General features: G+C 70.4%; 25 protein-coding genes. 8 read left to right on the top strand and 17 right to left on the bottom strand.

Annotation, left to right across the window (positions count from 1 at the left end; genetic code table 11):
- Nucleotides 1-7: 7 nt before the first annotated feature.
- Both OG329_RS18015 and OG329_RS18010 read right to left on the bottom strand, forming a co-directional pair.
- A complete protein-coding gene (locus OG329_RS18015) occupies nucleotides 8-244 on the bottom strand; it encodes a DUF397 domain-containing protein (protein ID WP_405796338.1) in 237 nt (78 codons plus the stop codon).
- Nucleotides 241-1,077, bottom strand: coding sequence for a helix-turn-helix domain-containing protein (locus tag OG329_RS18010; protein ID WP_405801893.1), 837 nt, complete (start codon nucleotides 1,075-1,077; stop codon nucleotides 241-243). Before OG329_RS18010 ends, OG329_RS18015 begins: the two co-directional genes overlap by 4 nt.
- Before the next feature lie 228 nt (nucleotides 1,078-1,305).
- Between OG329_RS18010 and OG329_RS18005 the strand changes: the two genes are divergently transcribed.
- Together OG329_RS18005 and OG329_RS18000 are read left to right on the top strand one after the other, a co-directional pair.
- On the top strand, nucleotides 1,306-1,674 hold the full coding sequence (locus OG329_RS18005) for a hypothetical protein (RefSeq protein ID WP_405796337.1): 369 nt from the start codon (nucleotides 1,306-1,308) through the stop codon (nucleotides 1,672-1,674).
- 153 nt (nucleotides 1,675-1,827) lie between these two features.
- A complete protein-coding gene (locus OG329_RS18000; protein ID WP_405796335.1) occupies nucleotides 1,828-4,485 on the top strand; it encodes an ADP-ribosyltransferase in 2,658 nt (885 codons plus the stop codon).
- 109 nt (nucleotides 4,486-4,594) lie between these two features.
- Here the strand turns inward: OG329_RS18000 and OG329_RS17995 are convergent, their stop codons facing one another.
- A complete protein-coding gene (locus tag OG329_RS17995; protein ID WP_405796333.1) occupies nucleotides 4,595-5,821 on the bottom strand; it encodes an RCC1 domain-containing protein in 1,227 nt (408 codons plus the stop codon).
- Between the two features lie 211 nt (nucleotides 5,822-6,032).
- Between OG329_RS17995 and OG329_RS17990 the strand changes: the two genes are divergently transcribed.
- Nucleotides 6,033-6,389, top strand: coding sequence for a VOC family protein (locus OG329_RS17990; protein WP_405796331.1), 357 nt, complete (start codon nucleotides 6,033-6,035; stop codon nucleotides 6,387-6,389).
- A gap of 103 nt (nucleotides 6,390-6,492) precedes the next feature.
- Here the strand turns inward: OG329_RS17990 and OG329_RS17985 are convergent, their stop codons facing one another.
- The 4 genes from OG329_RS17985 to OG329_RS17970 form a co-directional block, all read right to left on the bottom strand.
- Nucleotides 6,493-6,789 carry a hypothetical protein gene (locus OG329_RS17985; RefSeq protein WP_405796329.1) on the bottom strand — a complete coding sequence of 99 codons (297 nt, stop codon included), beginning with the start codon at nucleotides 6,787-6,789 and terminating at the stop codon, nucleotides 6,493-6,495.
- Nucleotides 6,790-6,960: 171 nt separating this feature from the next.
- Entirely contained in the window at nucleotides 6,961-7,398 is a 438-nt protein-coding gene (locus tag OG329_RS17980; RefSeq protein WP_405796327.1) for a DUF732 domain-containing protein, read from the bottom strand.
- Between the two features lie 339 nt (nucleotides 7,399-7,737).
- Nucleotides 7,738-7,938: a hypothetical protein gene (locus OG329_RS17975; RefSeq protein ID WP_405796325.1), complete on the bottom strand. Its 201-nt coding sequence runs from the start codon at nucleotides 7,936-7,938 to the stop codon at nucleotides 7,738-7,740.
- An 83-nt stretch (nucleotides 7,939-8,021) separates the two neighbouring features.
- Nucleotides 8,022-8,930 carry a helix-turn-helix transcriptional regulator gene (locus OG329_RS17970; RefSeq protein WP_405796323.1) on the bottom strand — a complete coding sequence of 303 codons (909 nt, stop codon included), beginning with the start codon at nucleotides 8,928-8,930 and terminating at the stop codon, nucleotides 8,022-8,024.
- A gap of 189 nt (nucleotides 8,931-9,119) precedes the next feature.
- Between OG329_RS17970 and OG329_RS17965 the strand changes: the two genes are divergently transcribed.
- A complete protein-coding gene (locus tag OG329_RS17965) occupies nucleotides 9,120-9,884 on the top strand; it encodes an SDR family oxidoreductase (RefSeq protein WP_405796321.1) in 765 nt (254 codons plus the stop codon).
- A 41-nt stretch (nucleotides 9,885-9,925) separates the two neighbouring features.
- Here the strand turns inward: OG329_RS17965 and OG329_RS17960 are convergent, their stop codons facing one another.
- The 4 genes from OG329_RS17960 to OG329_RS17945 form a co-directional block, all read right to left on the bottom strand.
- Nucleotides 9,926-11,113, bottom strand: coding sequence for a GDSL-type esterase/lipase family protein (locus OG329_RS17960; protein WP_405796319.1), 1,188 nt, complete (start codon nucleotides 11,111-11,113; stop codon nucleotides 9,926-9,928).
- Between the two features lie 42 nt (nucleotides 11,114-11,155).
- Complete coding sequence (locus tag OG329_RS17955) at nucleotides 11,156-11,731, bottom strand: TetR/AcrR family transcriptional regulator (protein ID WP_405796317.1); 576 nt, start codon at nucleotides 11,729-11,731, stop codon at nucleotides 11,156-11,158.
- 120 nt (nucleotides 11,732-11,851) lie between these two features.
- Entirely contained in the window at nucleotides 11,852-13,339 is a 1,488-nt protein-coding gene (locus OG329_RS17950; RefSeq protein WP_405796315.1) for a carboxylesterase/lipase family protein, read from the bottom strand.
- 60 nt (nucleotides 13,340-13,399) lie between these two features.
- Nucleotides 13,400-14,335: an MBL fold metallo-hydrolase gene (locus tag OG329_RS17945; RefSeq protein ID WP_405796313.1), complete on the bottom strand. Its 936-nt coding sequence runs from the start codon at nucleotides 14,333-14,335 to the stop codon at nucleotides 13,400-13,402.
- A 151-nt stretch (nucleotides 14,336-14,486) separates the two neighbouring features.
- Here OG329_RS17945 and OG329_RS17940 point away from each other — a divergent pair, with 151 nt between their 5' ends.
- A complete protein-coding gene (locus tag OG329_RS17940) occupies nucleotides 14,487-15,458 on the top strand; it encodes a helix-turn-helix domain-containing protein (RefSeq protein WP_405796311.1) in 972 nt (323 codons plus the stop codon).
- Here the strand turns inward: OG329_RS17940 and OG329_RS17935 are convergent.
- The 3 genes from OG329_RS17935 to OG329_RS17925 form a co-directional block, all read right to left on the bottom strand.
- A complete protein-coding gene (locus OG329_RS17935) occupies nucleotides 15,358-16,509 on the bottom strand; it encodes a serine hydrolase domain-containing protein (RefSeq protein WP_405796309.1) in 1,152 nt (383 codons plus the stop codon). The genes OG329_RS17940 and OG329_RS17935 overlap by 101 nt on opposite strands.
- 51 nt (nucleotides 16,510-16,560) lie before the next feature.
- A complete protein-coding gene (locus OG329_RS17930; RefSeq protein ID WP_405796308.1) occupies nucleotides 16,561-17,451 on the bottom strand; it encodes a septum formation family protein in 891 nt (296 codons plus the stop codon).
- 178 nt (nucleotides 17,452-17,629) lie between these two features.
- Nucleotides 17,630-19,588: a protein kinase domain-containing protein gene (locus tag OG329_RS17925; RefSeq protein WP_405796306.1), complete on the bottom strand. Its 1,959-nt coding sequence runs from the start codon at nucleotides 19,586-19,588 to the stop codon at nucleotides 17,630-17,632.
- A 191-nt stretch (nucleotides 19,589-19,779) separates the two neighbouring features.
- Here OG329_RS17925 and OG329_RS17920 point away from each other — a divergent pair, with 191 nt between their 5' ends.
- Nucleotides 19,780-20,313, top strand: a complete 534-nt coding sequence (locus OG329_RS17920) for a VOC family protein (protein WP_405796304.1) — start codon at nucleotides 19,780-19,782, stop codon at nucleotides 20,311-20,313.
- On the opposite strand, the gene OG329_RS17915 is transcribed toward OG329_RS17920, so the two are convergent.
- Both OG329_RS17915 and OG329_RS17910 read right to left on the bottom strand, forming a co-directional pair.
- Nucleotides 20,210-20,758, bottom strand: a complete 549-nt coding sequence (locus OG329_RS17915) for a MarR family winged helix-turn-helix transcriptional regulator (protein WP_405796303.1) — start codon at nucleotides 20,756-20,758, stop codon at nucleotides 20,210-20,212. The two genes, OG329_RS17920 and OG329_RS17915, sit on opposite strands and share 104 nt — an antisense overlap.
- Complete coding sequence (locus tag OG329_RS17910; RefSeq protein WP_405796301.1) at nucleotides 20,755-21,411, bottom strand: type 1 glutamine amidotransferase family protein; 657 nt, start codon at nucleotides 21,409-21,411, stop codon at nucleotides 20,755-20,757. The genes OG329_RS17915 and OG329_RS17910 overlap by 4 nt, the downstream gene beginning before the upstream one ends.
- A gap of 161 nt (nucleotides 21,412-21,572) precedes the next feature.
- On the opposite strand from OG329_RS17910, the gene OG329_RS17905 reads away from it, so the two are divergent.
- Nucleotides 21,573-22,937: an aspartate aminotransferase family protein gene (locus OG329_RS17905; protein ID WP_405796300.1), complete on the top strand. Its 1,365-nt coding sequence runs from the start codon at nucleotides 21,573-21,575 to the stop codon at nucleotides 22,935-22,937.
- 6 nt (nucleotides 22,938-22,943) lie between these two features.
- On the opposite strand, the gene OG329_RS17900 is transcribed toward OG329_RS17905, so the two are convergent.
- A complete protein-coding gene (locus OG329_RS17900) occupies nucleotides 22,944-23,954 on the bottom strand; it encodes a winged helix-turn-helix domain-containing protein (RefSeq protein WP_405796299.1) in 1,011 nt (336 codons plus the stop codon).
- 206 nt (nucleotides 23,955-24,160) lie between these two features.
- On the opposite strand from OG329_RS17900, the gene OG329_RS17895 reads away from it, so the two are divergent.
- Complete coding sequence (locus OG329_RS17895; RefSeq protein WP_405796298.1) at nucleotides 24,161-24,553, top strand: hypothetical protein; 393 nt, start codon at nucleotides 24,161-24,163, stop codon at nucleotides 24,551-24,553.
- Nucleotides 24,554-24,557 lie beyond the last annotated feature (4 nt).

Below are 24,557 nucleotides of genomic sequence, written 5' to 3'. Positions count from 1 at the left end.
CACCTTGCTATTCGGCCCAGGTGAGGAACGTCGTCCAGGCTGTTGGGGCGATTATGAAGGTGGGGCCGTCGTGGATCTTTGAGTCGCGGACGTGGACGGCGTGGGGGCAGGTGGCCACCTCGACGCAATTGCCGCCGCTGTCGCTGCTGTAGCTGGACTTGTGCCAGTCGACGGCGATCTCTACGCAGTTCCCGCCGCCGCTGTCGCTGTAGCTCGACTTGAACCACCGCAGTGTGCTGGTCATTCCCGTTCTCCTGCCAACTGCTCGATGAGGCCCAGCGACTCGCGAGGACCCATGGCCTGTGATCGGATCTTCGCATAGCGCTGGGCACGCGTGCTCACACCCGCAGGATCGGATACCAACACGCTCTCGCCTTGCACTTCCAGGAACAGCAGATGGTCGTGGTCCGGAGTCTCGACGAGATTGATGTCGCCCCGATCACCTGCGTGTTCGCCGCTCAGCCCGCAGTCCAGTGGCAGCACTTGGAGTGTCACATTTCGACGCTTTGCACACGCGGCGAGATTCATAAGCTGCTCGCGCATGACCTCCGGGCTCCCGATCGTGCGGCGCAGTACCGACTCCTCCAGGATGACCTCGATCAGCGCCATCGGCTCCCGGTCGAACAGCTTTTTCCGCGCCATCCTCGCCTCGACCAGCTCCTCCACCCGCTGTTCCGGCAGGGGCGGATAGCCTCCGCCGATCAGCGCCCGCGCGTACGCCTCCGTCTGGAACAGGCCGTGGACCTCCAGCGTCGCGTACAGACACAGGCCCACCGCCTTCTGCTCCAGCAGCACGTAGTTCTTGAACTGCGGTGGGTACTTGTCCAGCCGGAGGAAGTCCCGCGCATGTTCGAAGATGCCGAGGTCGTCGCCCAGCACCCGTCCCAGGGCCACCAGCATCTGATCGCTCGCCGGTTGCGCGCAGGTCTCCATCGCGCTGATGGCCGCCGCCGAGAAGCCCGTTTCGGCGCCGAGTTCTTCCTGTGTCATCCCTTTCTGTAGGCGCATCATGCGGGCGATGTGCGCCACCAATCGCGTCGCCGCGCCTGCCGTTTCCTTGTTCTCTGCTCGCGCCATTGCGATCACCGTTTCGACTCGACCGGACTCAACCGGTCACAACTGATCCTCGCTGAATTCGACCTCGTGTAACGGGAGTTCGCGCAGGTCAACCAGTCTGCGAAAGCTCCCGTTGCACCATGGGAAACGCTAGCGGCGACTACGCAGAATGTCTGCGTGAATACACAGAATGAGCATTCATGGGTCGATTGGGTACCTCAAGATGGATTCCAACTCCGCAAAGCGGGTGTGCGATTCGACGCCGTGCGCGTCGACGGGGCCGAGGGGCGGCGGCTCGCCGACATGATGGACTCGATCACGGCGGGCGATCCCAGGCCCATCGCCACCGAGTCGAGCGGGTGCCGGGCGGTGTACTTCTACCTGCCGGCCGGGAGCACCGCGAACCGGATCTGGGCGCCGGGCGTGACGCGGTTCAACTCCGCGAGCGGGAGCGTGAGTTACGTACCGGTGCCCGCGCTCAGTGGGCAGACGTGGCCGCTGTTCTGGTACTGCCCGCCCTCGGACAACGAGCGCTTCGTCCACCCGGTGATCCTGCGCAACGCGGCAGCCGCGCTGTTCGGTCACCCCATGTCGTTCGGCGGAGACGAGAGCCGTTGAGACGCGGGTGGGTCCGACTTGGGCCCTGGTGGGTCTGAGGTGGGTCCGCAGACCCTTCGGCTTGGGTCTGTCGCGTACGTACCGTCCTGGCATACGCGTTGCAGCCGGATCGGGGGAGCCGGACTTCGTCACTGGTCGGTGGAAGGTTTCCCCTTGTCGTACTCACAGGTCGGCGTACCTACGCACAGGTGGGAGTTGCCGAGGTCGCTCGCCGCGACACGGGTTCTGCTGTACCTGGTGTTCGGTCTGACGCTGCTGGGCGGCGTGGGGGTGCTGAACTCGCTGCTGGACCTGGGTACCCACATCACCCCGACGATCAGTCTGCTGGCGCTGTACGCGATGGCGCCGGGTGTCGCCGCCGTGATCCTGGCCCAGCGTCTGTGGACCGGCGGGAAGGTTGTCTGGTTCGCGCTGGTCGGTCTCCAGGCGTGGCTGTTGACCGGCAGCGTGGTCAATCTGTACGCCGGGTCCGAGCGCGGGTTCAGCCAACTGCTGCTCCCCGGTGTCCTGCTGGCGCTGGTGAGCGTGGGCGGCAGCCGGCAGTGGTTCGAACTCCCCGCGGAGCAGCGGGCCGTGAGGCCGCGCGTGACGCTGGGCAAGCTGCGCCGGGAAGGTATGCCCTCCGTTCCGCACCTGATCACGTGGCGGCGTAACCGTGGTCAGTCGACGGTCGAGTGCGTCGGCCTGATCGGCCTGGTCGCCCTGATCATCGGCGCGCTGCTGTTCAGTGGTGTGGCGCCGCAGATTTCGACCGGCCTTCAGACGGCTGTGTGCAACATCCTGGGCGGGGACTGTGAGTCGACCACGGTCGGAGACGGTGGCGACAACGGTGGCGGGGACAGCACAGGCGGCGGGGACAGCACCGCCGGAGGCGGCACCGGCGGAGGCGACTCGGGTGGTGAGGGCGACAACGGCGGGGGTGCCAACGGTGGTTCGGACGGTGGTTCGGACGGCGGTGGCGATAACGGCGGTGGGGACTCCGGCGGTGGGGACTCCGGCGGGGGTAACTCCAGCGGCGGTGACAGCGGCGGTGACTCCGATGGGGACGACTCCGGCGGCGGTTCATCGGGCGGCGGTAGTGACAACGGCGGTAGTGACTCCGGCGGCTCGGACGGCGGAAGCGACAGCGGAGGCTCCGACAGCGGAGGCGGGTCCAACGGCGGCGGCAGCTCAGGCGGCGGTAGCGACAGTGGTGGCTCGGACGGTGGCAGCAGTTCCGGCGGTAGTGACTCCGGCGGCTCGGACGGCGGAAGCGACAGCGGAGGCTCCGACAGCGGAGGCGGGTCCAACGGCGGCGGCAGCTCAGGCGGCGGTAGCGACAGTGGTGGCTCGGACGGTGGCAGCAGTTCCGGCGGTGGTTCTTCCGGTGGCGGGTCCAACGGCGGTAGCTCTAACGGCGGTAGCGACTCCGGCGGCAGCAGTTCCAGCGGCGGTAGCGACAACGGCGGCGGTTCCAACAGCGGTGGGAACTCCGGCGGCAGTGACAGCGGTGGTTCGGACGGTGGTTCCGACAGCGGTGGTAGCTCAAGCAACGGCGGTAACGACGCCGGTGGTTCGGACGGTGGTTCCGACAGCGGTGGTAGCGACTCCGGCGGTTCCAACGGCGGAATGGTCAGTGGCGGGCTCATCGGCGGCATCGGCGGACTCATCGGCGGCTCAAGCGGTGGCGGTAGCTCCGGCGGTGGTAGTTCCAGCGGCGGCTCAAGCGGTGGCAGCTCCAGCAGTGGTGGTCAGGACAAGGACAAGGACAAGGACGACGACAACGACAACGACAACGACGAGGATGAGGATGACGACAACGACGACGACAACGACGACTGCAAGAACGACACAAACGTCGCCTTCTACGGCAGCCTGACCCCCGGCGCATCCGGCAGCGGGCGCTACACGCTCGCCTCATCCGGAGCCGGTAAGCAGGTCGTCTACAGCGGCGGCACCACGCTCGCGATCGGCGGCGCCGTCCCCCTGTCCGTGATGGAGGGGCTGTCGGGGGCCACCATCCCCGGCGTCGACACGTACCAGGACGTCGAGGACAGGGTCAGCCTCGCTCTCGGACTCACCGACGAGCCGAAGCAACCGCCCGCGTCGGACCCCGAGCCCGAGCCCGAGCCCGAGCCGGAGCCGGAGCCGGAGCCGGAACCCAAGACCAAGCCGAAGCCGAAGCCCAAGCCGCCGCACCTGACCGGCTGCCCCCTGAAGACTCCGATGAATGTCCTTGACGACATCCCGGACTTCGACCCCAAAGACAAGAAGGCATGGGCGGACAAGGTCGAGGAGATCGCCAAAAAGAACCCGATGACCGAGGATTTCACGGCCGAGGACGCGCTCATCATCGCCGACTACACCGGCTCTTGGGCCCTGGACGCGAACAAGTTCCTGCGCGGTGATCCGATTCCCGGCAAGCGTGGGGATTCGGTCCCGGAGTTCATCAAGCGTATGGACCAGGCTCTGGATCATCTGCCGCCGGTCTCCGGGACGTTCCACCGGGGGACGTTCATGCCGGACGAGATCCTGGAGAAGCTGGCCAACGGTGAAGAGGTCGAGTTCCCCGAATACCTCAGCACGTCGACCGACCCGGCGAAGGCCGACCGCGCGGCCAAGAACGCGAAGAGCAACGGTCGGCAGGGCGAGAACGTCATTCTCGAAATCACCACGGACAACGGCCGGAACATCGACCCCCTGTCCCGCTACCGGGGCAAGGAGTCGGAGGTCCTTATCCCGCGCGACGGGAAGTTCGTGAAGGTGGGCGAGGAGACGAAGATCATCGACGGCAAGGAGTACAGGGTCATCGGCCTGAAGCAGGTGGGCTGAGGGACACGTACGTACGGCCGAGTACACGCCGCGGCGCCCCACCGGATCTCTCCGGTGGGGCGCCGCACTCGTACGTGGCGAGCGAGGGTGCTCGGTGGATCTCGGTGGATCAGTAGGCGTAGGTGGTGTTTCCGCCGAGGGACGCGGCGACGTGCTCGACGGCGGGCTTGGCGTTCAGCGCGGAGACGGCCTCGGTGCGCGCCGTGGTGGTGCGGTCGCCGAGCTGGCCCTCGCTGTTGTGGCCCCAGGCGAAGACGTCCTCGCCGAAGACGGCGACGCCGTGGCGGGAGCCCGCGGCGATCTGCTGGGCGCCCTCCAGGCGGGGGATCTCGACGGGGGTGGTGCGCTGGCGCGGGGCCTCGGCCTTGGCGTCGGCGTTCGCGTTGGCGTTGGTGTCGGCGTTGGCGTTCGCCGGGGCCTCGCGCTGGAGGAGCTGGTTGTCCTTGTTGCTGCCCCAGCCCCAGACCTGGCCCTCGTCGGTGATGGCGTAGTTGTGGTTGGCGCCCGCCTCGATGTCGGTGACGCCGGTGATCCAGTCGACGTCGACCGGGACGACGGAGGACTTCGTGGAGGAGTTGCCGAGCTGGCCGTTGAGGTTGTGGCCCCACGACTTGACGGTCTTGTCGGCGGTCAGCGCCAGCGCGTGGTGGCAGCCGGCGTCGATGTCGGTGACGTTCTCCAGGCCCTCGACCTGGCGGGGGGTGGTGACGGTGGCGCGCGTGCCGTTGCCGAGGGCGCCGTAGACGCCGCGGCCCCAGGCGTAGACCTTGCCGTTCTCCGTCAGCGCGAGGCTGAAGTCGCAGCCGGCCGAGACCTGCTTGACCTTGGGCATGCCCTTGACGCGCTCGGGGACGGCGCGCGTGTCGCCCGTACGGTTGTTGCCGAGCTGCCCGTAGGTGTTGTCGCCCCAGGAGAAGACCTGGCCCTGCTCGTCCATCGCCAGCGCGTGCTCGCCACCGGCGGCGACGTCCTTGATGTCGACCAGGCGCTGCACGGTGGCGGGCACGCTCTGGTTGGTGCGGTTGCCGTTGCCGAGCTGGCCGGAGGCGTTGTGGCCCCAGGACTTGACGCGCTCGTTCGTCAGGGCGAGCGCGAAGGAGTCGGACGAGGCGGTGCCACCGGCGGAGATCCGGTCCACGTCGCCGCGGAAGAGGGACTTGACCGGGACCGGGCGGGAGCTGTCGGTGCTCGTGCCGTTGCCGAGCTGGCCGGTACGGCCGGCGCCCCAGCTCAGTACGGGGCTGTCCTGGGCGGGCGCGGCGGCGACCGAGGCCAGCGGGGTGAGTGCGAGACCGGCGGTCAGGGCGGCGGTCAGGAGTGCGCGACTACGGCGCATGGGGGGATTTCCTCTCAGATTGCTGTGGCCCCGTCCTCGCGGGACCGCACCTGATCATCGATACGTCCCCCGGTGACCTCCCGAGGCGCGACCGGTCGCACACCCGGATGGACCCGAACGGCGACCCGAACGGGGTGAAAGGGCGTACACGCGGCCGATACGGTCGCGTACGGTCGCGGGAGTGTTCCCACGCGGAGGGTAGGTCCCGTTCATGGCATGCCGTATCAGTGAGCTGGTGCTCGACTGCCGCGACCCCGAGGTGCTGGCGCGGTTCTGGTGCGAGGTTCTGGACTTCGTGGTGCTCGACCGCGAGGAGGACGGCGCGATCGAGATCGGGCCGCGCGAAGGGTTCGGCGGCGCGCAGCCGACGATCATCCTGAGCCCCGGCGACGAGCCGAGGAAGGGGAAGCTCCCGCTGCACATCGACGTCAACGCGACCGACCGGGACATGGACGCCGAGCTGGCGCGCCTGCTGGCCGCCGGGGCGGAATTCGCCGACGTCGGTCAGACCGGGGAGGAGCCCTGGCGTGTTCTCGCCGATCCCAACACCTCTAACTACCAGTTCTGAGCATACGCGCACGTCAGCACCAACGACAGAGCCCCGCACGGCACTTGCCGAACGGGGCGTTTCGTTGTTGGGGGCCGCTCGTCAGCCCCCTGCGGCCGGAGCGCTACCGGGGGACGCCAACACTGTTTCCGAGGTCGAAGACACGGTTGTCGCCTGCGAGGACCCTCCCGATGCGGCGACCCTCGCAGTCCTCGTCTTCGTAGACAAAGACGACGGTGTCGGTCCGGTTGTTCACTGCCAGGGGCCAGAAGTCGCCCGTGTAGCAGCCTCGCCCTGGGTCGGTGTAGGTCTTCCCGCTGACTGTCAGCGTGCCCTGGGAGGCCCAGGCGGAGCCGGACAGCCCCAGGGTCAATGCCCCAGCGGCAATCAGGCTGCCCAGTACCTTTACGGCGCGTCGCATGTCGTGCCTCCTGCAAGTCGGGGAGGGCGGACCCCTCCCGCACGTTCTCTAAGTATGCGATCGGCTACTCTAGGTAATTGGCATCGACCCGCCGAGCCAGCCAGCAGTCAGAGCGGAACACGCGCAAAGCCCCGCCCGGCACTTGGCCGAACGGGGCGTTTCGCCGTCTGGTCAGTCGCAGAACGATGACCGTACGGCGGTCACGATGTCGCCGGCCTGGTCGTCGGTGAGGCTCGGCACGGTGCCACCCTCGAACCGGGTCTTGGCGTTGCTCTGGATGGTTGCCGCATCCTTGCCGCCTGTGATGTCTAGGCAGACGTTCCGGGCCCGGTCAACGGCCCGATCTTCCTCGGCCACCAGCTCCGGTTCTACGGCCCGCAGCGCGCGTATCAGGGCTTCGGTCTGTGCGGCATCGGGCGACGGAATGCCGGACGGTCTGGGCGGTTTCGCGCTCAGCTCGGTTGTCGACTCGCCGGATGTCGTAACAAACGGCTTGGGGTCCGATGCTGCCGTGGTGTCCGTGTCGTCATCGAACAGCGGCAGCACCGCAACCGTCGCGATCACCGCGCACACCACGATGATCCAGTCTCTGTTCTTCTTCCGCCTCATGGCGGACCCTCCCCTGGTCATGCAACAAGATCACCGGTGCCTATCACAGTAACCCCACATCCTGTACACACAGGAGGCACAGAAGAAGCCCCGCCCGGCGGATGCCGAACGGGGCGTTTTGCTGTCTTGGCTCGTAGCTACGGGGCGCGCAACACGTCTCCGGGGGTCGGGCCCGCCCCGAGCTTCACCGCATGGTCAGGGCACGCGTAGAGGGTCGTTCCGGGGCCGCTGGCGCTCTGTATCCAGCGGCCCCGGAACGACGGGCTCGCGTGACGGCCTTGCACTCGACGCAGAGCGCGACGCATCCGGCGAGGACAACCGGGAACAGCTCGTCGGCGGTCACGCGGCCACCCGCCCACGGCGCACGAGCGAGCGGAGCGGCATCGTCGGATAGTCGTAGTCCACGCCGAGCCGGGCGAATGCGGCAGCGTACGCCCGTTCGCGCTGTAGCTCGGGCAGCTCCCGCGCGTACTCGTCCGTGAAGACGGCCCGCACGTCCCGCGACGACGGGGCGGTCCACGGACGGGACCAGGGCGACACGGGCGCGGGCTCGGGAGTCGGCGGGGTGGCCGTTGCGCATGACCTTCATGACCTTCATGACCGGGACCCTGACGGCTTGGCGCTCAGGTGTTCGCGGGCTGGGGCGCCGTCCAACTGTCGAGCAGGCGCAGCGCCTCGGCGGTCGGGGAGCCGGGCTCCACGTTGTAGACGCACAAGGTCTGGCCCGTGTCGCCGGGCGGCTGCAACGACTCGTAACTGAAGTGCAGATCGCCGACCAGCGGGTGGTGGTAGTGCTTGGCCCCGTGCGTGCGGCGCAGGACGCGGTGGTCGTTCCACCAGCCGGTGAACTCCGCGCAGCCCAGGGTCAGTTCACCCACGAGGTCGGCGAGAAGCCGATCCTTCGGGAACCGGCCCGCTTCGAGGCGCAGCATGGCCACGGTCTCCGCGCCCATCTGCTCCCAGTCGCCGACGCGCTCGCGCGCCTCCGGGTCCAGGAGGAGGTAGCGGGCGACGTTGCGGCGCGGCGCGGGCATGGCGTCGAAGTCGGTGACGACGGCGCGGGCCAGCCGGTTGGAGGCCAGGACGTCCGTCCGGCGGCCGAGGATGAAGGCCGGTACGTGGTCGAGCGTCTGGAGCATCAGGTGCAGGCCGGGGCGGACGCGCTGCGGGGTGGTCGGGGTGTGGCGGGTGGGGGTGGGGCGCGCGACGAGGTCCGTGAGGTGTTCGCGCTCGTCGGAGTCCAGGCGCAGCGCGCCGGCCAGGGCGTCGATGACCTCGGGGGAGGGGTGGGTGGCCCGGCCCTGTTCGAGGCGCGTGTAGTACTCCGTACTGACTCCGGCGAGCCGGGCGGTCTCGTCGCGGCGCAGGCCGGGGACCCGGCGCGTACGGCCGTCGGTGGGCAGACCGGCCTGGTCGGGGGTGATACGGGCGCGGCGGGAGCGCAGGAAGTCGGCGAGTTCGCTGCCACGGTCGCGGTCGGTGGCGCGGTCGCCGGGGCTGGTGCCGGGGCTGGTGCTGGTGCTGCGGGTCATACGTCCAGTATTCGCGCTCGGGACGGGGCGCGGCGGGGTGTGGGTGGTCCTGGCGGTACCTCCCTGGGCAGGGCTCGTTATGGCGGCGGAGACGGGGGCCGGGGGTGGTGTTCTGGATATGGGGCCGAGCGGCGGACGACCCGCCCCTCGGCCCGTAATCCAGAGGCATTCTTCGAGGAAGGCACCCCCATGCCCACGAACAAGACCCTTGACGGGCGCGTCGCCGTCATCACCGGCGCCTCCAGCGGTATCGGCGCCGCGACGGCCGAGCATCTGGCGGAGCTGGGCGCCTCGGTCGCCCTCGTCGCCCGGCGCGCGGACCGGCTGGACGAGCTGGTCGCCCGGATCGGGAAGAACGGCGGCACCGCGATCGCCGTCGCCGCCGATGTGAGCGACCCGGCCGCCGTACAGGCTGCGGCGGACCGTGTCGAGGCCGAACTGGGCGACGCGGACCTGCTGTTCAACAACGCCGGGGTCATGCTGCCCGCGCCGATCGAGGACCGGGCGACGGAGCAGTGGCAGCGGCAGATCGACATCAACATCAGCGGACTGATGTACGTCATCGGGGCCTTCGTACCGCAGTTGGTGCGGGCGGCCGGGGAGCGGGGCGTCGCGGATCTGATCAACACGTCGTCGATCGGTGCGCAGAGCGTCTTCCCGAACTTCGCCGTGTACACGGGTACGAAGGCGTACGTCACGCACATGTCCCGTAATCTGCGGGCGGAGTTGGGGCGGAAGAACGTGCGCGTCTCGGCGCTGGAGCCGGGGCTGGTGACGACGGAGCTGGCGTCGCACGTCACGGATGACGGGGCGCTGGAGTGGCTGGACGGGGCCCGTGACTCGGTGGAGTGGCTGACGCCGGGGGATGTGGCGCGGGCGGTGGGGTATCTGGCGGGGCTGCCGGCGCGGGTGAATTTCCAGCAGTTGACGTTGATGCCGACCGGACAGGTGTGAGTTGAGGGGAGCGCGGTGATTCCCTCAACTGGCTTTCGGCGTCAGGGAGTTGGTGACGGGGAAAGGCGCGTCGGTGTGAAGGCCAGCTTCGCGAAGCGCTCTCCCATGCGGCGGTGGGTCGCCGCGTCCGGGTGGAGTTCGTCCGGGAGCGGGAGCGTCGCGTAGTCCGCCTCTCCGTACAGCTCGCGGCCGTCCAGGTAGTGCAGATTCGGGTCCTGCGCCGACCGCTGCTCCACGATCCGCGCCAGCTCGTCCCTGATCACGTTCAGCGTCAGCTTTCCGCTCGCGCGTTCCGCCGGGTCGCCCGTCGCCATGAACCGCAGTTGGCCCTCGGCCAGGTTGGCGAAGTCCGGGGCGGCCGGGCCCGGGGTGTCCTCGTGGATCGGGCACAGGATCGCCGAGACCACCAGCAGCGGCGCCGTCGGGTGGCCCTCGCGGATCGTGTCGAGGAAGCCGTGTACGGCGGGGGTGAAGGCACGCAGGCGCATCAGGTCGGCGTTGACCACGTTGATACCGATCTTGACGCTGATCAGGTCGGCCGGGGTGTCGCGCATCGTACGAGCGGTGAACGGGTCGAGCAGCGCGCCGCCGCCGAAGCTCAGGTTGACCAGCTCCACGCCGGCCAGACCGGCGGCGAGTGCGGGCCAGGTGGTGGTGGGGCTCGCGGCGTCGGAGCCGTGGCTGATGGAGCTGCCGTGGTGCAGCCATACCGGGCGGCCCCGGCTCGGATTCGGCTCGATCGGGGCGTCGGTGCGCAGGGCGACGAGTTCGGTGGTCTCGTTGTGCGGCAGCCAGATCTCGATGTCCTTCTCGCCCTCGGGCAGTTCGCCGAAGCGCAGGGTGCCGGGCGGGCCGGGTGTCTGCTCGGCGGTTCCGGCGGTCATGTCGATGGTGAGGGTGTTGCCACCCGTAACACCGGCCTGGGCGGTGAGGCGGCCGTCGACCAGCAGGTCGTAGACGCCGTCCGGCCGGGGCGGGGCGCCCACGTAGACCCGCTTGGTGGGCAGCGCGTCCAGTTCTACGACGGTGGCCCGGGTGCGGAAGGCGAGCCGTACGCCGGACGGCTGGGCCTCCGCCATCGCCAACTGCGGGTCGGTGTTCTGCGCGCGGGCCCACGCGGGCAGCCGGTGCGGCAGGACGCCGCGCGCGGTCCGCTCCAGATCGACGGCGCCGCGCAGGATGTCGGTGGTGATGGGGGTGGTGGTCAAGGGGTGGTGCTCGGTGCTCATGGTGTCTGCCTAGTGGTGGGTGATCTCAGGTGATGGGTGAACTCAGGTGGTGGGTGGCCAGGTACGTAGCAGCGCGTCGAGGCGGTCCACGATCCACACCCACGTCTCCTCCGAGCCGGGTGTGCTGTGGCTGAAGCCGCCGGCCGTCTCCAGGCTGATGTAGCCGTGGAAGACGCTGCCCAGGAGGCGTACGGCGTGGGTCTCGTCCGGCTCCGGCAGGTCGTAACCGCGCAGGATCGCCCGCGTCATCCGCGAGTGCCGGGGGCCGGCGCTCGCCGCCGCCGTCTGCGGGTCGAGCGGGAGCCGGGCGGCGCTGTAGCGGCCGGGGTGCTCGCGGGCGTAGTCGCGCAGGACGTTCGCGAAGGCGGCGAGGGCGTCCTTGCCCGCGCGGCCGGCGAGCGCCGTCGCGACCCGGTCGGCCATCTCCTCGAGGGCGAGCAGTGCGATGCGGGTTCTGAGGTCCTGGGAACCCTTCAGATGCGAGTACAGACTCGCGACCTTGACGTCGAACTGCTTGGCCAGCGCCGAGACCGTCACGTGGTCGAACCCGATCTCGTCGGCCAGGTCGGCTCCCGCCAGGACGAGGCGGTCGGTGGTGAGTCCTGCGCGGGGGGACATGGCTGGTCTGTGCCTTCCGTTCGCGTGCCTACGCTGCCTACGATGATTATGCGTTTACCTAAGCTCATTAGGCAAATGCATAGTCATCGTAGGCAGCGGCTTCGGCGCCGGCTTCGGCCCTTAGCCCCCGCCGAGGATTTCCACCACCGGACTCTGCGGCGCGTACGGAGCCCAGCCAGGGTCCCCGCTGTCGGCGAACGCGACCCAGGCGCCATGCATCCGGGCCGCGAGCCCCGCCGGGGCGGGGTCGGGGCCGAGGAGGGAGGTGTCGCCGTGCAGCCAGGGTTCGTCGGCGATGTCGAACACGAAGGGCAGCTCGACGGTGTGGGCGGCGCCGAGTCGCCCGTCCAGGGCCGTCGAGCGGTATCCGAACGAATAGACGTGTGTGCGGCCACCCGAGATCCGTGCGTGGGCCCGCGCCAGGCGCGTCGTACCAGCCTCGAACAGGGCCTGCCCGAGCACGGCGGAGCGCAGCTCGCCCGGTGTCGCGCCCGGCCGTGCCGCGCGGTGCGCGGCGAGGGCGGTCTGCGGGTCCTCGTGCGCGCGGGTGGTGACGGCGAGTACGTCGGCCACGTCGGCTTCCGTGGTGGACTCCAAGTCGCCTCGCGGTACGAGGTAGAGGTGCCCCTCCTCGGTGTTGGTACCGATCAGCAGGTCGACGCCGCCCGCCGGGCCGTCGGCGTGTGCGTCGGCGTGTGCGTCGGTGAGTCCGGCGGCGAGTGCGTCGGCGGGCTGGACCGGCAGCACCAGGCTGAACGGGCTGAGCCCGGCCAGCGGATCCGTGGCGGTCCCGGTGCGCAGGTCGAGACCGGCCAGCGCCGGCAGGACCGACAGGAAGCGCTCGTCGGGGATCGGCGCGAACGCCTCGGCGGTCGGCTCGACGCCGAGTGCGGCGGCGGCCGTGACGGTGACCCGTCGCGCCTGCTCCGGGGTGAACGCGCCGAGGCCGTTGCCGCTCTGGACGATCGCCCGCCGGAACAGACCGGCCGCCTGCGGTGTCGCGAGCAACGCGCCGGTGAGCGTGGCGCCCGCCGACTGGCCGAAGACCGTGACGTTCTCCGGATCGCCGCCGAAGTGCGCGACGGTGTCGCGTACCCAGCGGAGCGCGGCGAGCACGTCCAGCAGTCCCCGGTTGGCCGGAGCCCCCGCCAGATCGAGGAATCCGGGGATGCCGAGCCGGTAGTTCACCGTGACGAGGACGATGCCGTCGCGGGCGAACGCGCCGCCGTCGTAGAGCGCGGCGCGGTTCGAGCCGGTGACGAACCCGCCGCCGTGCACGAAGACCATGACGGGACGCCTGCCGCCGTCTGCGGCGGGCGTGCGGACATCGACGCTCAGATACTCCGCGCCCGGCACCCACCCCGGCCCGAAGTAGGGAACCATGTCGAGCCGGCCGAAGTCACGGACCGGCTGGGGAGCGGTGGGCGAGGGCCGTGTGCCGTCGCGGACGCCGGACCAGCCCGGGTGCGGTGCCGGCGGGGCGAAACGGCCGGCGCCGGTCGGGGCCGCCGCGTAGGGGAGGGCGCGGTAGCGCTCGCCGGATCGGTCACGGAGGCCGCGTACGGCGCCCACCGGGGTTTCGACGACCGGATCTGCCTGTCGGGGCACGGGAGAAGCATCCTTTCCGGAGAGGTATGTGAGGCACGTAGGGAGTCGCCAGCAGAGTCGTCAGGCGATACGGGAGAAGCCCGCCCACTCCTTGATGGCGAACTTCGAGCCGCTGCGCGCGACTTCGGCGGCGCCTTGGCCGCCGAAGTGCGCCGGGAAGACCAGCGCGTTGCTCTCGGCGGCGCGGCCGAGCAGTTGGTGCCGGGTGGCGCGGGACTGCGCCGGGTCCTCGCAGAAGCAGGAGTTGGTGTCCGGCTCCGCGATCTGTAGCGCGGTGTGCACCAGGTCCCCGACGAACAGGGCCCGATCGCCGCCGGATTCGAGGGTGAGTACGGACGAGCCGGGGGTGTGTCCGGGAGCGAGATCGAGACGCAGGTTCTTGTCGATCCGGTACGACCCCTCCCACAGGTGGGTGAGTCCAGCCCGGTGGACCGGGGTGACGCTGTCCTCGAAGACGTTCTGGTTCCCGCGCCCGAGCACGGTCCTGTTCTCGTTGGCCGGGTCCCAGAAGTCGAAGTCCCGCCGGGTCATCAGGTAGGTGGCGTTCGGGAAGGTCGGTACCCAAGTCCGGCCGTCCAGGCGGGTGTTCCAGCCGACGTGATCGATGTGCAGGTGGGTGTTGACCACGATGTCGACGTCCTCGGGCCGTACTCCGGCCGCGGCGAGGTGGTCGAGGTAGGCCGTGTCCAGACGGCTCCACACCGGTGCGTACGGCCGGTCCTTGTGGTTGCCCACGCCGGTGTCCACGAGGATCGTGCGCCCCTCGCTGCGCAACAGCCAGGACTGGATCGCGGTGTGGCACTCGTCGGTGCGCGGGTTCCAGAAGTCGGGCGCCAGTTGGTCGTGGCGCGCGTCCCACGAGCCGTGGGGGCTGTCCGGGAAGAACTGGCCCGGTGACAGCTCCGACGAGCCGTAGAACTCCTTGATACGGCTGACGGTGACGTCGCCGAGAGTGATCTCCTCCGGGCTGTGATCCATGTGGTCCATGTGATCCATGTGGTCCGTCCGTCCTCAGGTCGGGGGGTCGGGAGGTACGTCTCCGAACCACACCGAGCCTGGACACACGGGCGCGCACGCACCACTCCCGGTCTGTCCCACCCCCCACAGGGTGTGGCTGCGAGCGGGCCGCGCACCGAATACTGGGGAGATGAACGGACCCGGCCCCCTCGGCGCCTTCCTCCAAGCCCGCCGGGCGCGCCTGCGCCCCGAAGACGTCGGCCTGCGCGAACTCGGACCGCGCAGGCGCGTGGCCGGGCTCCGGCGCGAGGAGCTGGCCCAGTTGGCGGGCGTCAGCGTCTCCTACTACGCACGGCTGGAACAGGGCCAGTCCCGTGGCGCATCGGCCGAGGTGCTGGACGCGATCGGCCGCGCCCTGCTGCTCGACGCCCACGAGCGCGACCACCTCGACCGGCTCGCCGGCGCCGCCCGCCACGCGCCCCGGCCGCGCCGCCCCCGGCCCGAGAGGCTCGCCGACGAAACACGCGACCTGCTGCGCGCCGTCGACGGCGTCCCGGCGCTCGTGCTCGGCCGCCGTACGGACGTCGTGGCCTGGAACACCCTCGGGCACGCCCTGCTCGCCGGGCACCTCGACTTCCACGCCCCGGCCGACCCGGCGCGCCGCCCGAACATGAGCCGGATGCTGTTCCTGGACCCGCACTGTCAGGAGCTGTACGCGGACTGGCGGCGCAAGGCGCGCGCGGTGGTCGGCAACCTGCGTATCGCGGTCGGCAGACACCCGGACGACCCACTGCTCGCGGAGCTGATCGGCGAACTGACCATGAAAAGCCCGGAGTTCGTCGCCCTGTGGGCGGATCACCGGGTGACGCCGTGCGATGCCACGGTCTACGAGCTGCGCCATCCCGTCGTCGGCACGGTGACGGTGACACAGCAGACACTGTCGATCGCCCGCTCACCGGAACAGACGCTCATCGTGTGCACCACCCCCGCCGGCTCCCCGTCCGAGGAGGCCCTGGCGCTGCTCCGGCAGGCGGGCGGCAGCGGAGCGTCGGAGCGGCAGATCAGCCCTCGGCCGACCCCGACCCCGACCCCGAGTCCGGCGTCACAGCCGCTGACACCGCACGGAGCAGCGCCTCGGGCCCGGCGCCCCACCGCGAGCTGATCACCAGGTCCCGGGCCGGGTCGACCCAGAGCAGATGCGCGCCGCCGTTGCCCCGGGCACAGCGTCCGGTCGACGGGGCGTCGGGCCATACGGTGCGGTCGTCGTTGAGCCACCAGGACAGGCCGTAGTCGGGCTTCACCGGGCAGGGCGTCCACATTTCCCCGATCCAGCGCCGCGAGACCACCCGGCGTCCCTCCCAACTCCCGCCCCGCAGACAGAGTTGGCCGATGCGGGCCAGATCGAGGGCGTTGATCCACAGCCCGCCGCCCCAGTGCGCGCCCCCGGACACCACGGGCACGCGGCCACCGGCGGCGTCGCCGATGTCGCCACCATCGCCGACATCGGCCCAGGAGTTGGCGTATCCGTGCCACGACCACAGGGACGAGGCGCCTATCGGTTCCGCGACACGGGTGCGCAGAATCTCCGGCAGGGGCTTGCCGAACAGCACGGTCAGTGCCAGGGCGGCCAGGTTCACGCGTACGTCGTTGTACGCCCAGCCCTCGCCGGGCGGGCCACCCGGCGACTCGGTGCCCTCCCGGACGCTCTGCGCGTCGACCGAGGTGGGCTTACCCCACAGTTCGCCCTCCCACTGGCTGGTCTGGTCCAGGAGGTGCCGCCAGGTGATGGCCCGTGAGTGGGAGTCGGCGAACTGCGGCAGGTCCACGGAGCGGTGCACCGGCTCGTCCAGTCGCAGCAGCCCGTCGTCGTACGCCACTGCGGCCGTCAGTGCCAGGACGCTCTTGGTCGCGCTGAAGGCCATCTCGACCCTGGCCGGGTCACCCCAGGAGGCGATGACCGTGCCGCGACGTACGACGACACCGCTCGGGGGTCCGCCGTCCAGCAGCGGGCCCACGACTTCACGGTGAGAGGTGTCGGACACCTGGGCCGCCAGATACGACTCCATGTCCGCCACGCCGCGTACGACCCGGCGCGACTGCTCCCGGGTCGCCCGCGCCAGGGCGTCCGTGCGCACTGCGGCCCACGGATCGCCCCCGGCGGCCTGCCGCTCCAGACGTTCGCCGACCTCGCCGAACCCGCCGACCCGCGTCATGGTCCGACACCTACCTCACTCAGTCGCGCGGGCCAGGACCGCTGACCGGCGTCAGCCCGCCCAGACCTCGGCCTCGTCGGCCGGGACGGTGGTCGCCAGGCCCAACTCCTTGCGGGTGGCGACCGACTTGTTCGGGTCGATGCCGGTGAACGCCGAGTCGTAGGCGATGTAGAACGCGTCGGCGTCTCCGGCGCTCGCGGCCTTGTCCCAGTCGCCCGCCGCCTTCGTCAGCGTCGTGCGGAGCTTGCCGGCCTCGGTGCCCTCGATGCCGTCCAGGCCCTTGACGTGTGTGTCCAGGGCGCTCGCGACGGCCTTGGCCTGCTTCTTGTAACCGGGGAGGTCTTCGTCGACGGTCTCCTTCAAGGGCTGGTTCGCCCACAGGGCCTCGTAGACCGCGTTCGAGCCGTCGAGGTAGGTCTTCTGCTCGGGCTTGAGGGACTTCGCGGTGTGCAGCGTGCCGCTGAACCTGTCCGCCTCCGAGGTGTAGGTGCAGCTCACGGCGCGGTCACCCGTCGCCCAGCTCTCCTTGGTGGGGGTGTAGTAGAAGAGGGCGACGCCCTTGGGGAGCGCCCAGGTGTCCGGGGCGTACTTCTGCGCCTCGACCGGGCAGCGGCCGTCCGCGATCGTCGTGACTCCGTCGTCGCCGGGGTACTCCGGGCCCTCGTCCATCGCGAACTCGCCGATGACCTGGCCCTCGTGCGCCTCTTCGCAGGGCACGATCTCGACGGTGTAGGCCGTCCCCTCGGCCTTGCCGCTCGGGTTGTAGCAGTCGCCGATGTCGAGCGAGAACACCGAGCGCTGGCGTGCCACCTTCTTCGCACCGTCCTTGGCGCTGTCGACCGCGTCGGAGACCTCCGAGCAGCCCACCGCGCCGATCGCGAGCAGGGCTGCGACGGCGGCTATGCCGCGAGAGGAAGAACGGTAGGGGGCGCGGGCTGTCATGGTTATGTACATCCTCTTATGTGATCTTTATGAGGGTCGCGCGCATCGTATGCCACGTCTGTGAACAGGTAGTTCCGCGAGGGGGCCCTCAACCTCATCGCGGCATCTTTGACTCGCGACGGGGCGCGAGGGTTGTATCCGCGCTGCTCCCGGATGGGAGGCGGGTGAGCGTCAGCCGTCAGCCGTCCTTCGTGTACGTCACCGTCTCGCCGTCCCCCGTCGGCACGCGGCGCAGGCTGCCGTCCGGCAGGATCGTCAGCTCCGACGCCGAGCCCGGGGTGCACGAGGACATCGGCTTGCCCGTTTTGACCGTGGACGGGCCGATCTTCAGCGGGCCGTCGGAGGACGAGCCCGGCGCCTCGCCGAGCGGGGCCTCGAAGACGCAGCGGTACGTTCCGCCGTCATCGGTCGGGCCTTCCGCCGTCAGTACGAGGACGGTGTCGTCCAACTCGCCCTGGCGGATGGAGAGTTCGCGTGTGCTGAGCCCCGCGTCACCGTTGATCGTGCCCGACCAGACGCCGAGATACTTCTTGGGTACGTCGCCCGCGCCGGCGGACTCGGTGGGCGTCGGGGAAGGTGACTGCGTCACCGGGGGCACGTCCTCGGAAGGGGCGTCGTCGGTCTGTGGCTGCTTGGCGTCGGGGGATTTGTCCGACCGGCTCTGCGACGCGTCGTTCTTCGCGTCGCCGTCGTTCATGAACGCGTACACCGAACCGCCCGCGCCCAGCGCCACTATCAGCGCGACGGCGATCAGCGCGATCGTGCCACGTGCGCCCCGGTTCGGCTCGGGCTCGGGCGGTGGGACGGGGGCGGGGACGGGAGCGGCCGGGCCGTACGGCGAGGGGTGGCCGTATCCGGCGGGCGGCGGGCCGTACGGGGGTGTGGCGCCCCACGGGGGGAGCGGGGGCTGGCCGGGCTGGGGGTAGCCGTACTGCTGGGGTGGCGGGGGCAGTTGGGGTTGCGGGGGTTGTGGGGTCTGCGGGTAGCCGTACGGCTGTGGCGGTTGCGGGGGCGGGCCGTCCGGCGACGGCGAGGGCGTCGGCGAACCCGTCACCGTCGCCATGCCGTGCACCTCGCTCCCGCCACCCCCACCCGGGCCACCCGGCGGCGGCGGTCCCGGCGGCGGTCCCGGCGGCTGTGCGAACGCGACCGCCGTACGCGCCCCGGGCTCCTCGTGGTCCAGCAACTGCACCGCGTCGCTGCCCAGTTGGGCGAGCAGCGCGCCGGGCAGCCAGGGCTCGTCCACGCTCCCGTCCTCGTCCGGTTCGCCCACCCGGGCCAGGATCTGCGCCGGGGTCGGGCGCTCCCGTGGATCCTTCTTGAGGCAGTCACCCACCAACTCCCGCAGGCCCTCGGGGAGTTCGGACAGGTCCGGCTCCTCCTGCGCGATACGGAACATCAGCGCGTGGACGGCGGTGTCGGCCCTGCCGAAGGGAAGCTGCCCCGTCGCCGCGTACGCCAGCACCGAGCCCAGGCAGAACACATCGCACGCCGGTGTGATCGGGGTGCCGCGCACCTGCTCGGGCGCCATGAAGCCGGGTGACCCGACGAGCCCGCCGGTCGCCGTCAGCCCGGCGTCGGTGACCGATTCCAGCGCGCGGGCGATGCCGAAGTCGATGACCTTCGGGCCCTCGATGGTGATGAGGACGTTGGACGGCTTGAGGTCGCGGTGGATCAGACCGGCGGCGTGGATGTCCGTCAGGGCGTGGGCGAGCCCCGAGCCGAGGATCCGCACCGAGCGCGCGGGCAGCGGCCCGTGTACGCCGGACCCCTGCGTGCCCGACCCCTGCGCGCCGGACCCGGGGGCCCCCGATCCGTGGCGGCCGGAGACGATGTCCTGGAGCGAGGGCCCGGCCACGTAACCCGTCGCGACCCACGGCACCGCGGCTTCCGTGTTCGCGTCGAGGACCGGCGCCGTCCACGCGCCGCCGACGCGCCGGGCCGCGGCGACCTCCAGCCGGAAGCGGCTGCGGAACTCGTCCTGTTCGGCGAGTTCCTTGCGTACGAGCTTCACCGCGACCGTACGACCCCGGTCCGAGCGCGCCAGATAGACCTGCCCCATGCTCCCCGCACCGAGGCGCGCGAGCAGCCGGTAGGCGCCGATGCGCTGTGGATCTCCTGTAGCCAGTTTCTCCATGGCCCTACGGCCCTCCCCCAAGACGCCCAAGCCCACAAACCCGAGCCCAACGGGCCGAGGATAGTGCCGTGTTCGTCGCGCTGCGTGAATAGGACGCGAAGTGACCTAGTCGATGTCTACCGTCATCCGACCGCGCGCGGCGACCTACGACGCGCGTGAACGTGAACGAATCCGTACGCAAGGAGACTGGCATGGCGGTCAATCCGGTTCCCGGGGGCTACACCACCGTTACCCCCTGGATCATCTCGCGCGACACCGCAGGTCTGCTCGACTACCTCAAGAGGGCTTTCGGCGCGGTCGAGTTGGGCCGGTTCTGCGGCGACGACGGTGCCGTCCAGCACGCGGAGACGCGTATCGGCGACGCGGTCGTCATGTGCTTCGACGCGCGGCCCGAGTGGCCGCCGACGCCCGCGTTCCTGCGGCTGTTCGTGCCGGACGCCGATGCCGTGCACCGTCGTGCCGTCGAGGCGGGCGGTACATCGGTGACCGAGGTGACGCACCTCGCCTTCGGGGACCGGGTGGGGCGGGTGCGGGACCCGTTCGGCAACTTGTGGTGGATTCAGACGCATCTGGAGGATGTCACGGAGGACGAGTTGGGCCGGCGGATGACCGACCCGGTGTTCACGGAGGCGATGGCGTACGTCCAGAGCGCGGAGTTCTTCCCGAAGGCGGCGGATCCGGCGTCGCCGTCCCCGTCCCCGTCCCCGTCCCTGCCCGGTCGCTGATCGCGTCCATCGCCTGCGACAGCCGCTCCAGCACCCGCACCGTCTCGGCGAAGCCCGCCGCCCCCAACTCCTGTGCCAGGCGCGCCGCGAGAGCCGCGTGGGCCGGCGTGATCTCGTGGATCGCCGCGCGACCCGCCTCGGTCGGGGCGAGCAGTTTCGCGCGGCGGTGGGCGGGGTTCGGCTCGTACGCCGCCAGCCCGCGCTCGACCAGCAGGTCCGCGATCCGCTGCACGCTCTGGCGGGTGATGCCCATCGCGCGGGCGATCCCGGAGACGGGCAGCGGCTGCGGCAGTACGGCTCCGAGGACCTGCCACCAGGCCGCCGTGAGGCCCGCCGGGGCGGCCAACTCCTCCGCGACGGCGAGGAATTGGCCGTTGAGGCGGAAGACGCCGAGCGCGGTTCTGCTGAGCAGTTCCGGGTCGCCGGGGCGTTCCGGCTCGGTCATGAGTTGAGGACTGCGAACGCGCTCGCGTCCGAGTTCTTGAACAGCCGGTACCAGGCGTCCAGCTTCTCCCCCTCGTACACCCCCAGCAGCGCGAAGATCTCGCGGGCGAAGGCGACGGGCTCGGTCGGACCGGCCGTGATCACGTTGCCGTCCGTGACCGCGTCCACGTCGCGGTAGTGCTTGCCGCCCCGGTAGCCCGTCGCCTCCAGGTAGTAGCTGACGGCGCCGGTGTGCGCCCTGTCGTCCAGCAGCCCCTCGCGGGCCAGCCCCGCCGTCGCGCCGCAGATCGCGGCGACGGGCAGGCCCCGGTCCACGAAGCGCCGGGCGGCGCGGGCGAACGGTGCCAGATCGTCCCCGGTGTCCCACAGGCCGGCGCCCGGGAGGATGAGCAGCGCGGTGTCCTCGGCGTCCTCGGTGTCCTCGGTGCGCTCGCGCAGCTCCGCCAGCTCTCCCAGCGCCAGGTCCGGCTGGACGCGCAGACCGCCCATGGTGGTGACGGGGTCGGTGGTCGGGCCCACGGTGCGCACGGTGAAGCCGTTCTCGGCGAGATGCGCGGTGGCGTAACCGGTCTCCCAGTCGGCGAGGGTGTCGTACACGGCGAGATAAACGGTCTTGCCGCGCGGCGTGGTCGTCGCGGTCGTCGTGTTGGTCATCATGGCCTCCTTGGCTCTATGACAGCAGTCTGTCATATCGACAGCATGCTGTCAAATACTAGCCAGGGCGGGCGCGAGGGCGACAACCTGCCGAGTCACACCGCTCACATCGGACAGGGTGGTCATTTCGGTCCCCACCCGCCCCGCCCTACGCTGGCCGTATGACCCCTCATCTCGGCGCTGCCGATCCGAAGGCAGGCGCGGCCGTCAGGGCCGCCGACCGTGCGCATGTGTTCCACTCCTGGTCCGCCCAGGAACTGATCGACCCGCTCGCCGTCGCCGGCGCCGAGGGCTCGTACTTCTGGGACTACGAAGGCAACCGCTACCTCGACTTCACCAGCGGCCTCGTCTTCACCAACATCGGCTACCAGCACCCCGCCGTCGTGGCCGCCATCCAGGAGCAGGCAGGCCGGCTCACCACCTTCGCGCCCGCCTTCGCCGTCGACGTACGCTCCGAGGCCGCACGCCTCATCGCCGAGCGGACCCCCGGCGACCTGGACAAGATCTTCTTCACGAACGGCGGCGCGGAGGCCGTCGAGAACGCCGTACGGATGGCCCGGCTGCACACCGGCCGCCCCAAGGTGCTCTCCGCCTACCGCTCGTACCACGGCGCCACCTCCACCGCGATCAATCTGACCGGTGACCCGCGCCGCTGGGCCTCCGACTCCGGCAACGCGGGGGTCGTCCGCTTCTGGGCGCCGTTCCTCTACCGCTCGCCCTTCTACGCCACCACCGAGGCCGAGGAGTGCGCCCGCGCGCTGGAGCACCTGGAGGCGACCATCGCCTTCGAGGGACCCGCGACGATCGCGGCGATCATCCTGGAGACGATCCCCGGCACGGCGGGCGTCATGCCGCCGCCGCCCGGTTACCTCGCGGGCGTACGGGAGCTGTGCGACCGGCACGGCATCGTCTTCGTCCTGGACGAGGTGATGGCGGGCTTCGGGCGTACGGGCGCGTGGTTCGCCGCCGAGCACTTCGACGTTGTGCCCGACCTGCTGACCTTCGCGAAGGGCGTCAACTCCGGTTACGTACCGCTCGGCGGTGTCGCGATCTCCGCCGCGATCGCGGACACCTTCGCGACCCGCCCGTACCCCGGCGGCCTCACCTACTCCGGGCACCCGCTCGCCTGCGCGGCGGCCGTCGCGACGCTGCGGGTGATGGCCGAGGAGAAGATCGTCGAGCACGCCGCGCACATCGGCGAGACGGTCCTCGGCCCCGGTCTGCGCGAGCTGGCCGAACGGCACCCTTCGGTGGGCGACGTGCGCGGTCAGGGCGTGTTCTGGGCGCTCGACCTCGTACGGGACAGGGAGACGCGCGAGCCGCTGGTGCCGTACAACGCGTCGGGCGAGGCGAACGCGCCGATGGCCGCTTTCGCCGCCGCGTGCAAGAAGGGCGGGCTGTGGCCGTTCGTGAACATGAACCGGACGCACGCGGTGCCGCCCTGCAACGTCACGGAGGCGGAGGCGAAGGAAGGGCTGGCGATCCTGGACGCGGCGCTGGCGGTGGCGGACGAGCACGTGGCGTAAGGGGGTTCAGGCACCCGCCGGCTCACCCGGTGGCGTGTTGAGGAGCGTGATGCCGAGGGGGGTGGGGTTGTGCAGTGCCGTGTTGCGATGCCGGGCGGTACGGACCAGCCCCGCCGCGCGCAGGGTGGTCGCGTGTTCGCTCGCGCTGGGCGGCGTGATGCCGGTGAACGCGGCGAGTTCCTGGGTCGAGCAGCCGGGGTGCTCGGCGATGGCCTGGAGAACGGCGGCCCGGGTCCGGCCCAGAAGCGAGGTCAGCGGCGACCGGGCTCCGGGCGTCGCGGTCCCGCCCGCCCGTAAGGCGAACAGGGGTGACGGGCTCGCGGACCGATCGTGGTGATCATGGCTGACTGGATATCTCACCACCGGCTGCGGCTTGGCATCGAGGTCGACGGCGGGTGCGTAGGCCCCGAAGACCGAGGGGATGAGTAGCAGCCCACGGCCGCCGAGGTGCACGTCGCCGTCGAAGCCGGAGACCATCGCGACCTCCAGGACGGGCGGGTTCCAGCGGATACGCCGCGGGTTCAGTGAGGAGAGCAGGGCCTGCACCCCACCGGTGAGCATCTGTCGCATCCGTACGGCCTGGTCGGTCGCCGCTTCACCGGTGATGTGTGACCAGTTGGGCGACAGCACCACGGCGCAGACATGGTCCAGGCTGTCGTAGAACTGCCGCAGCAGGTCGGAGTCGTCGGCCAGCCGGTGTGCCCACGGCGGCAGTTGCTGCCATTCGGCCACGTGGGCCAGATCCTCGCGGATCCGGGACCGGGGTGTGGCGCGTACCCGCTCCAGTGATTCGGCCGGGCCGCGGGCAGCGGCCGAGGTGAGGAACGTGGGCGCCCAGCCGTTGGGCGGGATCAGGTCGAGGACCATACGCGCCTCGGGCCGCAGCCCGGCGCGGGCGGCGTTTCGCCAGGCTCCGAAGCGAACGGGGTGGCTGGGGTGTTGCAGCATGCGCACCGCGGCGCCCAGCTCCATCAGCGGCGGGGGCTGTCCCACCCGCGTCCGCGCCAGATCCTCCACCGTGAAATGAATGCGGCAGACCACATCTCCCCCTACCCCCGTACGGCACGGTCCGGGGGCGATCCTCCGCGAATGTCGGGGTTCGGTCCAGACCGAATCACGTCGAGATGACAGGGCGCGGACGCGAAGACTGGGCGCCGGGCGCAGGACAGGCCCGCTTGCGACAGCGACTGGTCCGAGAGTCGAGGGAGAGGGAGAGGACGCAGATGTCCATGAAGAAGAGCATGGCCTTACTGGCTGCCACGGGGGTGGCCGGTACGGCACTGGTGCTGGCTCCGACGGCGGCTACGGCGAAGACGTCCGACGCGGTCGGCGTCCTGAGCTGTTCTCACGCGTGGTCGAACAAGGACCCGGACGGCAGCAACCCGAAGACGATCAACCGCACCGGGGTCAACATCCGTTCGGGTCCGCATGCGGCGGCCGGCTCGGCGTGTGGCGTCGTGGGGTCGCTCACCACCGGCAACCAGGTCTTCTACCACTGCTACACCGTGACGCAGAACGAAGGCACCTGGACCCATCTGCGCAAGAACGGCACTTCGCTGGACGGCTGGGTGAAGGACACCCTGCTCCCGGACGGCGGCAGCTCGTACCAGTGCTGAGAGC

The sequence above is a fragment of the Streptomyces sp. NBC_01506 genome, assembly GCF_045040295.1.
Lineage (GTDB): Bacteria > Actinomycetota > Actinomycetes > Streptomycetales > Streptomycetaceae > Streptomyces.
The sequence above is the reverse complement of the archived record's forward strand: the minus strand, read 5'-3'. Positions and strand labels throughout refer to the sequence as shown.

What these genes read in the sequence shown, in the direction of transcription:
- OG329_RS17985 (WP_405796329.1), bottom strand. Translation starts at nt 6,789, where the DNA reads ATGCGACGCGCCGTAAAGGTACTGGGCAGCCTGATTGCCGCTGGGGCA.
- OG329_RS17960 (WP_405796319.1), bottom strand. Translation starts at nt 11,113, where the DNA reads ATGAGCACCGAGCACCACCCCTTGACCACCACCCCCATCACCACCGAC.
- OG329_RS17915 (WP_405796303.1), bottom strand. Translation starts at nt 20,758, where the DNA reads ATGACCGAGCCGGAACGCCCCGGCGACCCGGAACTGCTCAGCAGAACC.
- OG329_RS17910 (WP_405796301.1), bottom strand. Translation starts at nt 21,411, where the DNA reads ATGACCAACACGACGACCGCGACGACCACGCCGCGCGGCAAGACCGTT.
- OG329_RS17920 (WP_405796304.1), top strand. Translation starts at nt 19,780, where the DNA reads ATGGCGGTCAATCCGGTTCCCGGGGGCTACACCACCGTTACCCCCTGG.
- OG329_RS17995 (WP_405796333.1), bottom strand. Translation starts at nt 5,821, where the DNA reads ATGCGCCGTAGTCGCGCACTCCTGACCGCCGCCCTGACCGCCGGTCTC.
- OG329_RS17970 (WP_405796323.1), bottom strand. Translation starts at nt 8,930, where the DNA reads ATGACCCGCAGCACCAGCACCAGCCCCGGCACCAGCCCCGGCGACCGC.
- OG329_RS17955 (WP_405796317.1), bottom strand. Translation starts at nt 11,731, where the DNA reads ATGTCCCCCCGCGCAGGACTCACCACCGACCGCCTCGTCCTGGCGGGA.
- OG329_RS18010 (WP_405801893.1), bottom strand. Translation starts at nt 1,077, where the DNA reads ATGGCGCGAGCAGAGAACAAGGAAACGGCAGGCGCGGCGACGCGATTG.
- OG329_RS17935 (WP_405796309.1), bottom strand. Translation starts at nt 16,509, where the DNA reads ATGACGCGGGTCGGCGGGTTCGGCGAGGTCGGCGAACGTCTGGAGCGG.
- OG329_RS17965 (WP_405796321.1), top strand. Translation starts at nt 9,120, where the DNA reads ATGCCCACGAACAAGACCCTTGACGGGCGCGTCGCCGTCATCACCGGC.
- OG329_RS17930 (WP_405796308.1), bottom strand. Translation starts at nt 17,451, where the DNA reads ATGACAGCCCGCGCCCCCTACCGTTCTTCCTCTCGCGGCATAGCCGCC.
- OG329_RS17905 (WP_405796300.1), top strand. Translation starts at nt 21,573, where the DNA reads ATGACCCCTCATCTCGGCGCTGCCGATCCGAAGGCAGGCGCGGCCGTC.
- OG329_RS17980 (WP_405796327.1), bottom strand. Translation starts at nt 7,398, where the DNA reads ATGAGGCGGAAGAAGAACAGAGACTGGATCATCGTGGTGTGCGCGGTG.
- OG329_RS17945 (WP_405796313.1), bottom strand. Translation starts at nt 14,335, where the DNA reads ATGGATCACATGGACCACATGGATCACAGCCCGGAGGAGATCACTCTC.
- OG329_RS18015 (WP_405796338.1), bottom strand. Translation starts at nt 244, where the DNA reads ATGACCAGCACACTGCGGTGGTTCAAGTCGAGCTACAGCGACAGCGGC.
- OG329_RS17990 (WP_405796331.1), top strand. Translation starts at nt 6,033, where the DNA reads ATGGCATGCCGTATCAGTGAGCTGGTGCTCGACTGCCGCGACCCCGAG.
- OG329_RS17940 (WP_405796311.1), top strand. Translation starts at nt 14,487, where the DNA reads ATGAACGGACCCGGCCCCCTCGGCGCCTTCCTCCAAGCCCGCCGGGCG.
- OG329_RS17925 (WP_405796306.1), bottom strand. Translation starts at nt 19,588, where the DNA reads ATGGAGAAACTGGCTACAGGAGATCCACAGCGCATCGGCGCCTACCGG.
- OG329_RS17895 (WP_405796298.1), top strand. Translation starts at nt 24,161, where the DNA reads ATGTCCATGAAGAAGAGCATGGCCTTACTGGCTGCCACGGGGGTGGCC.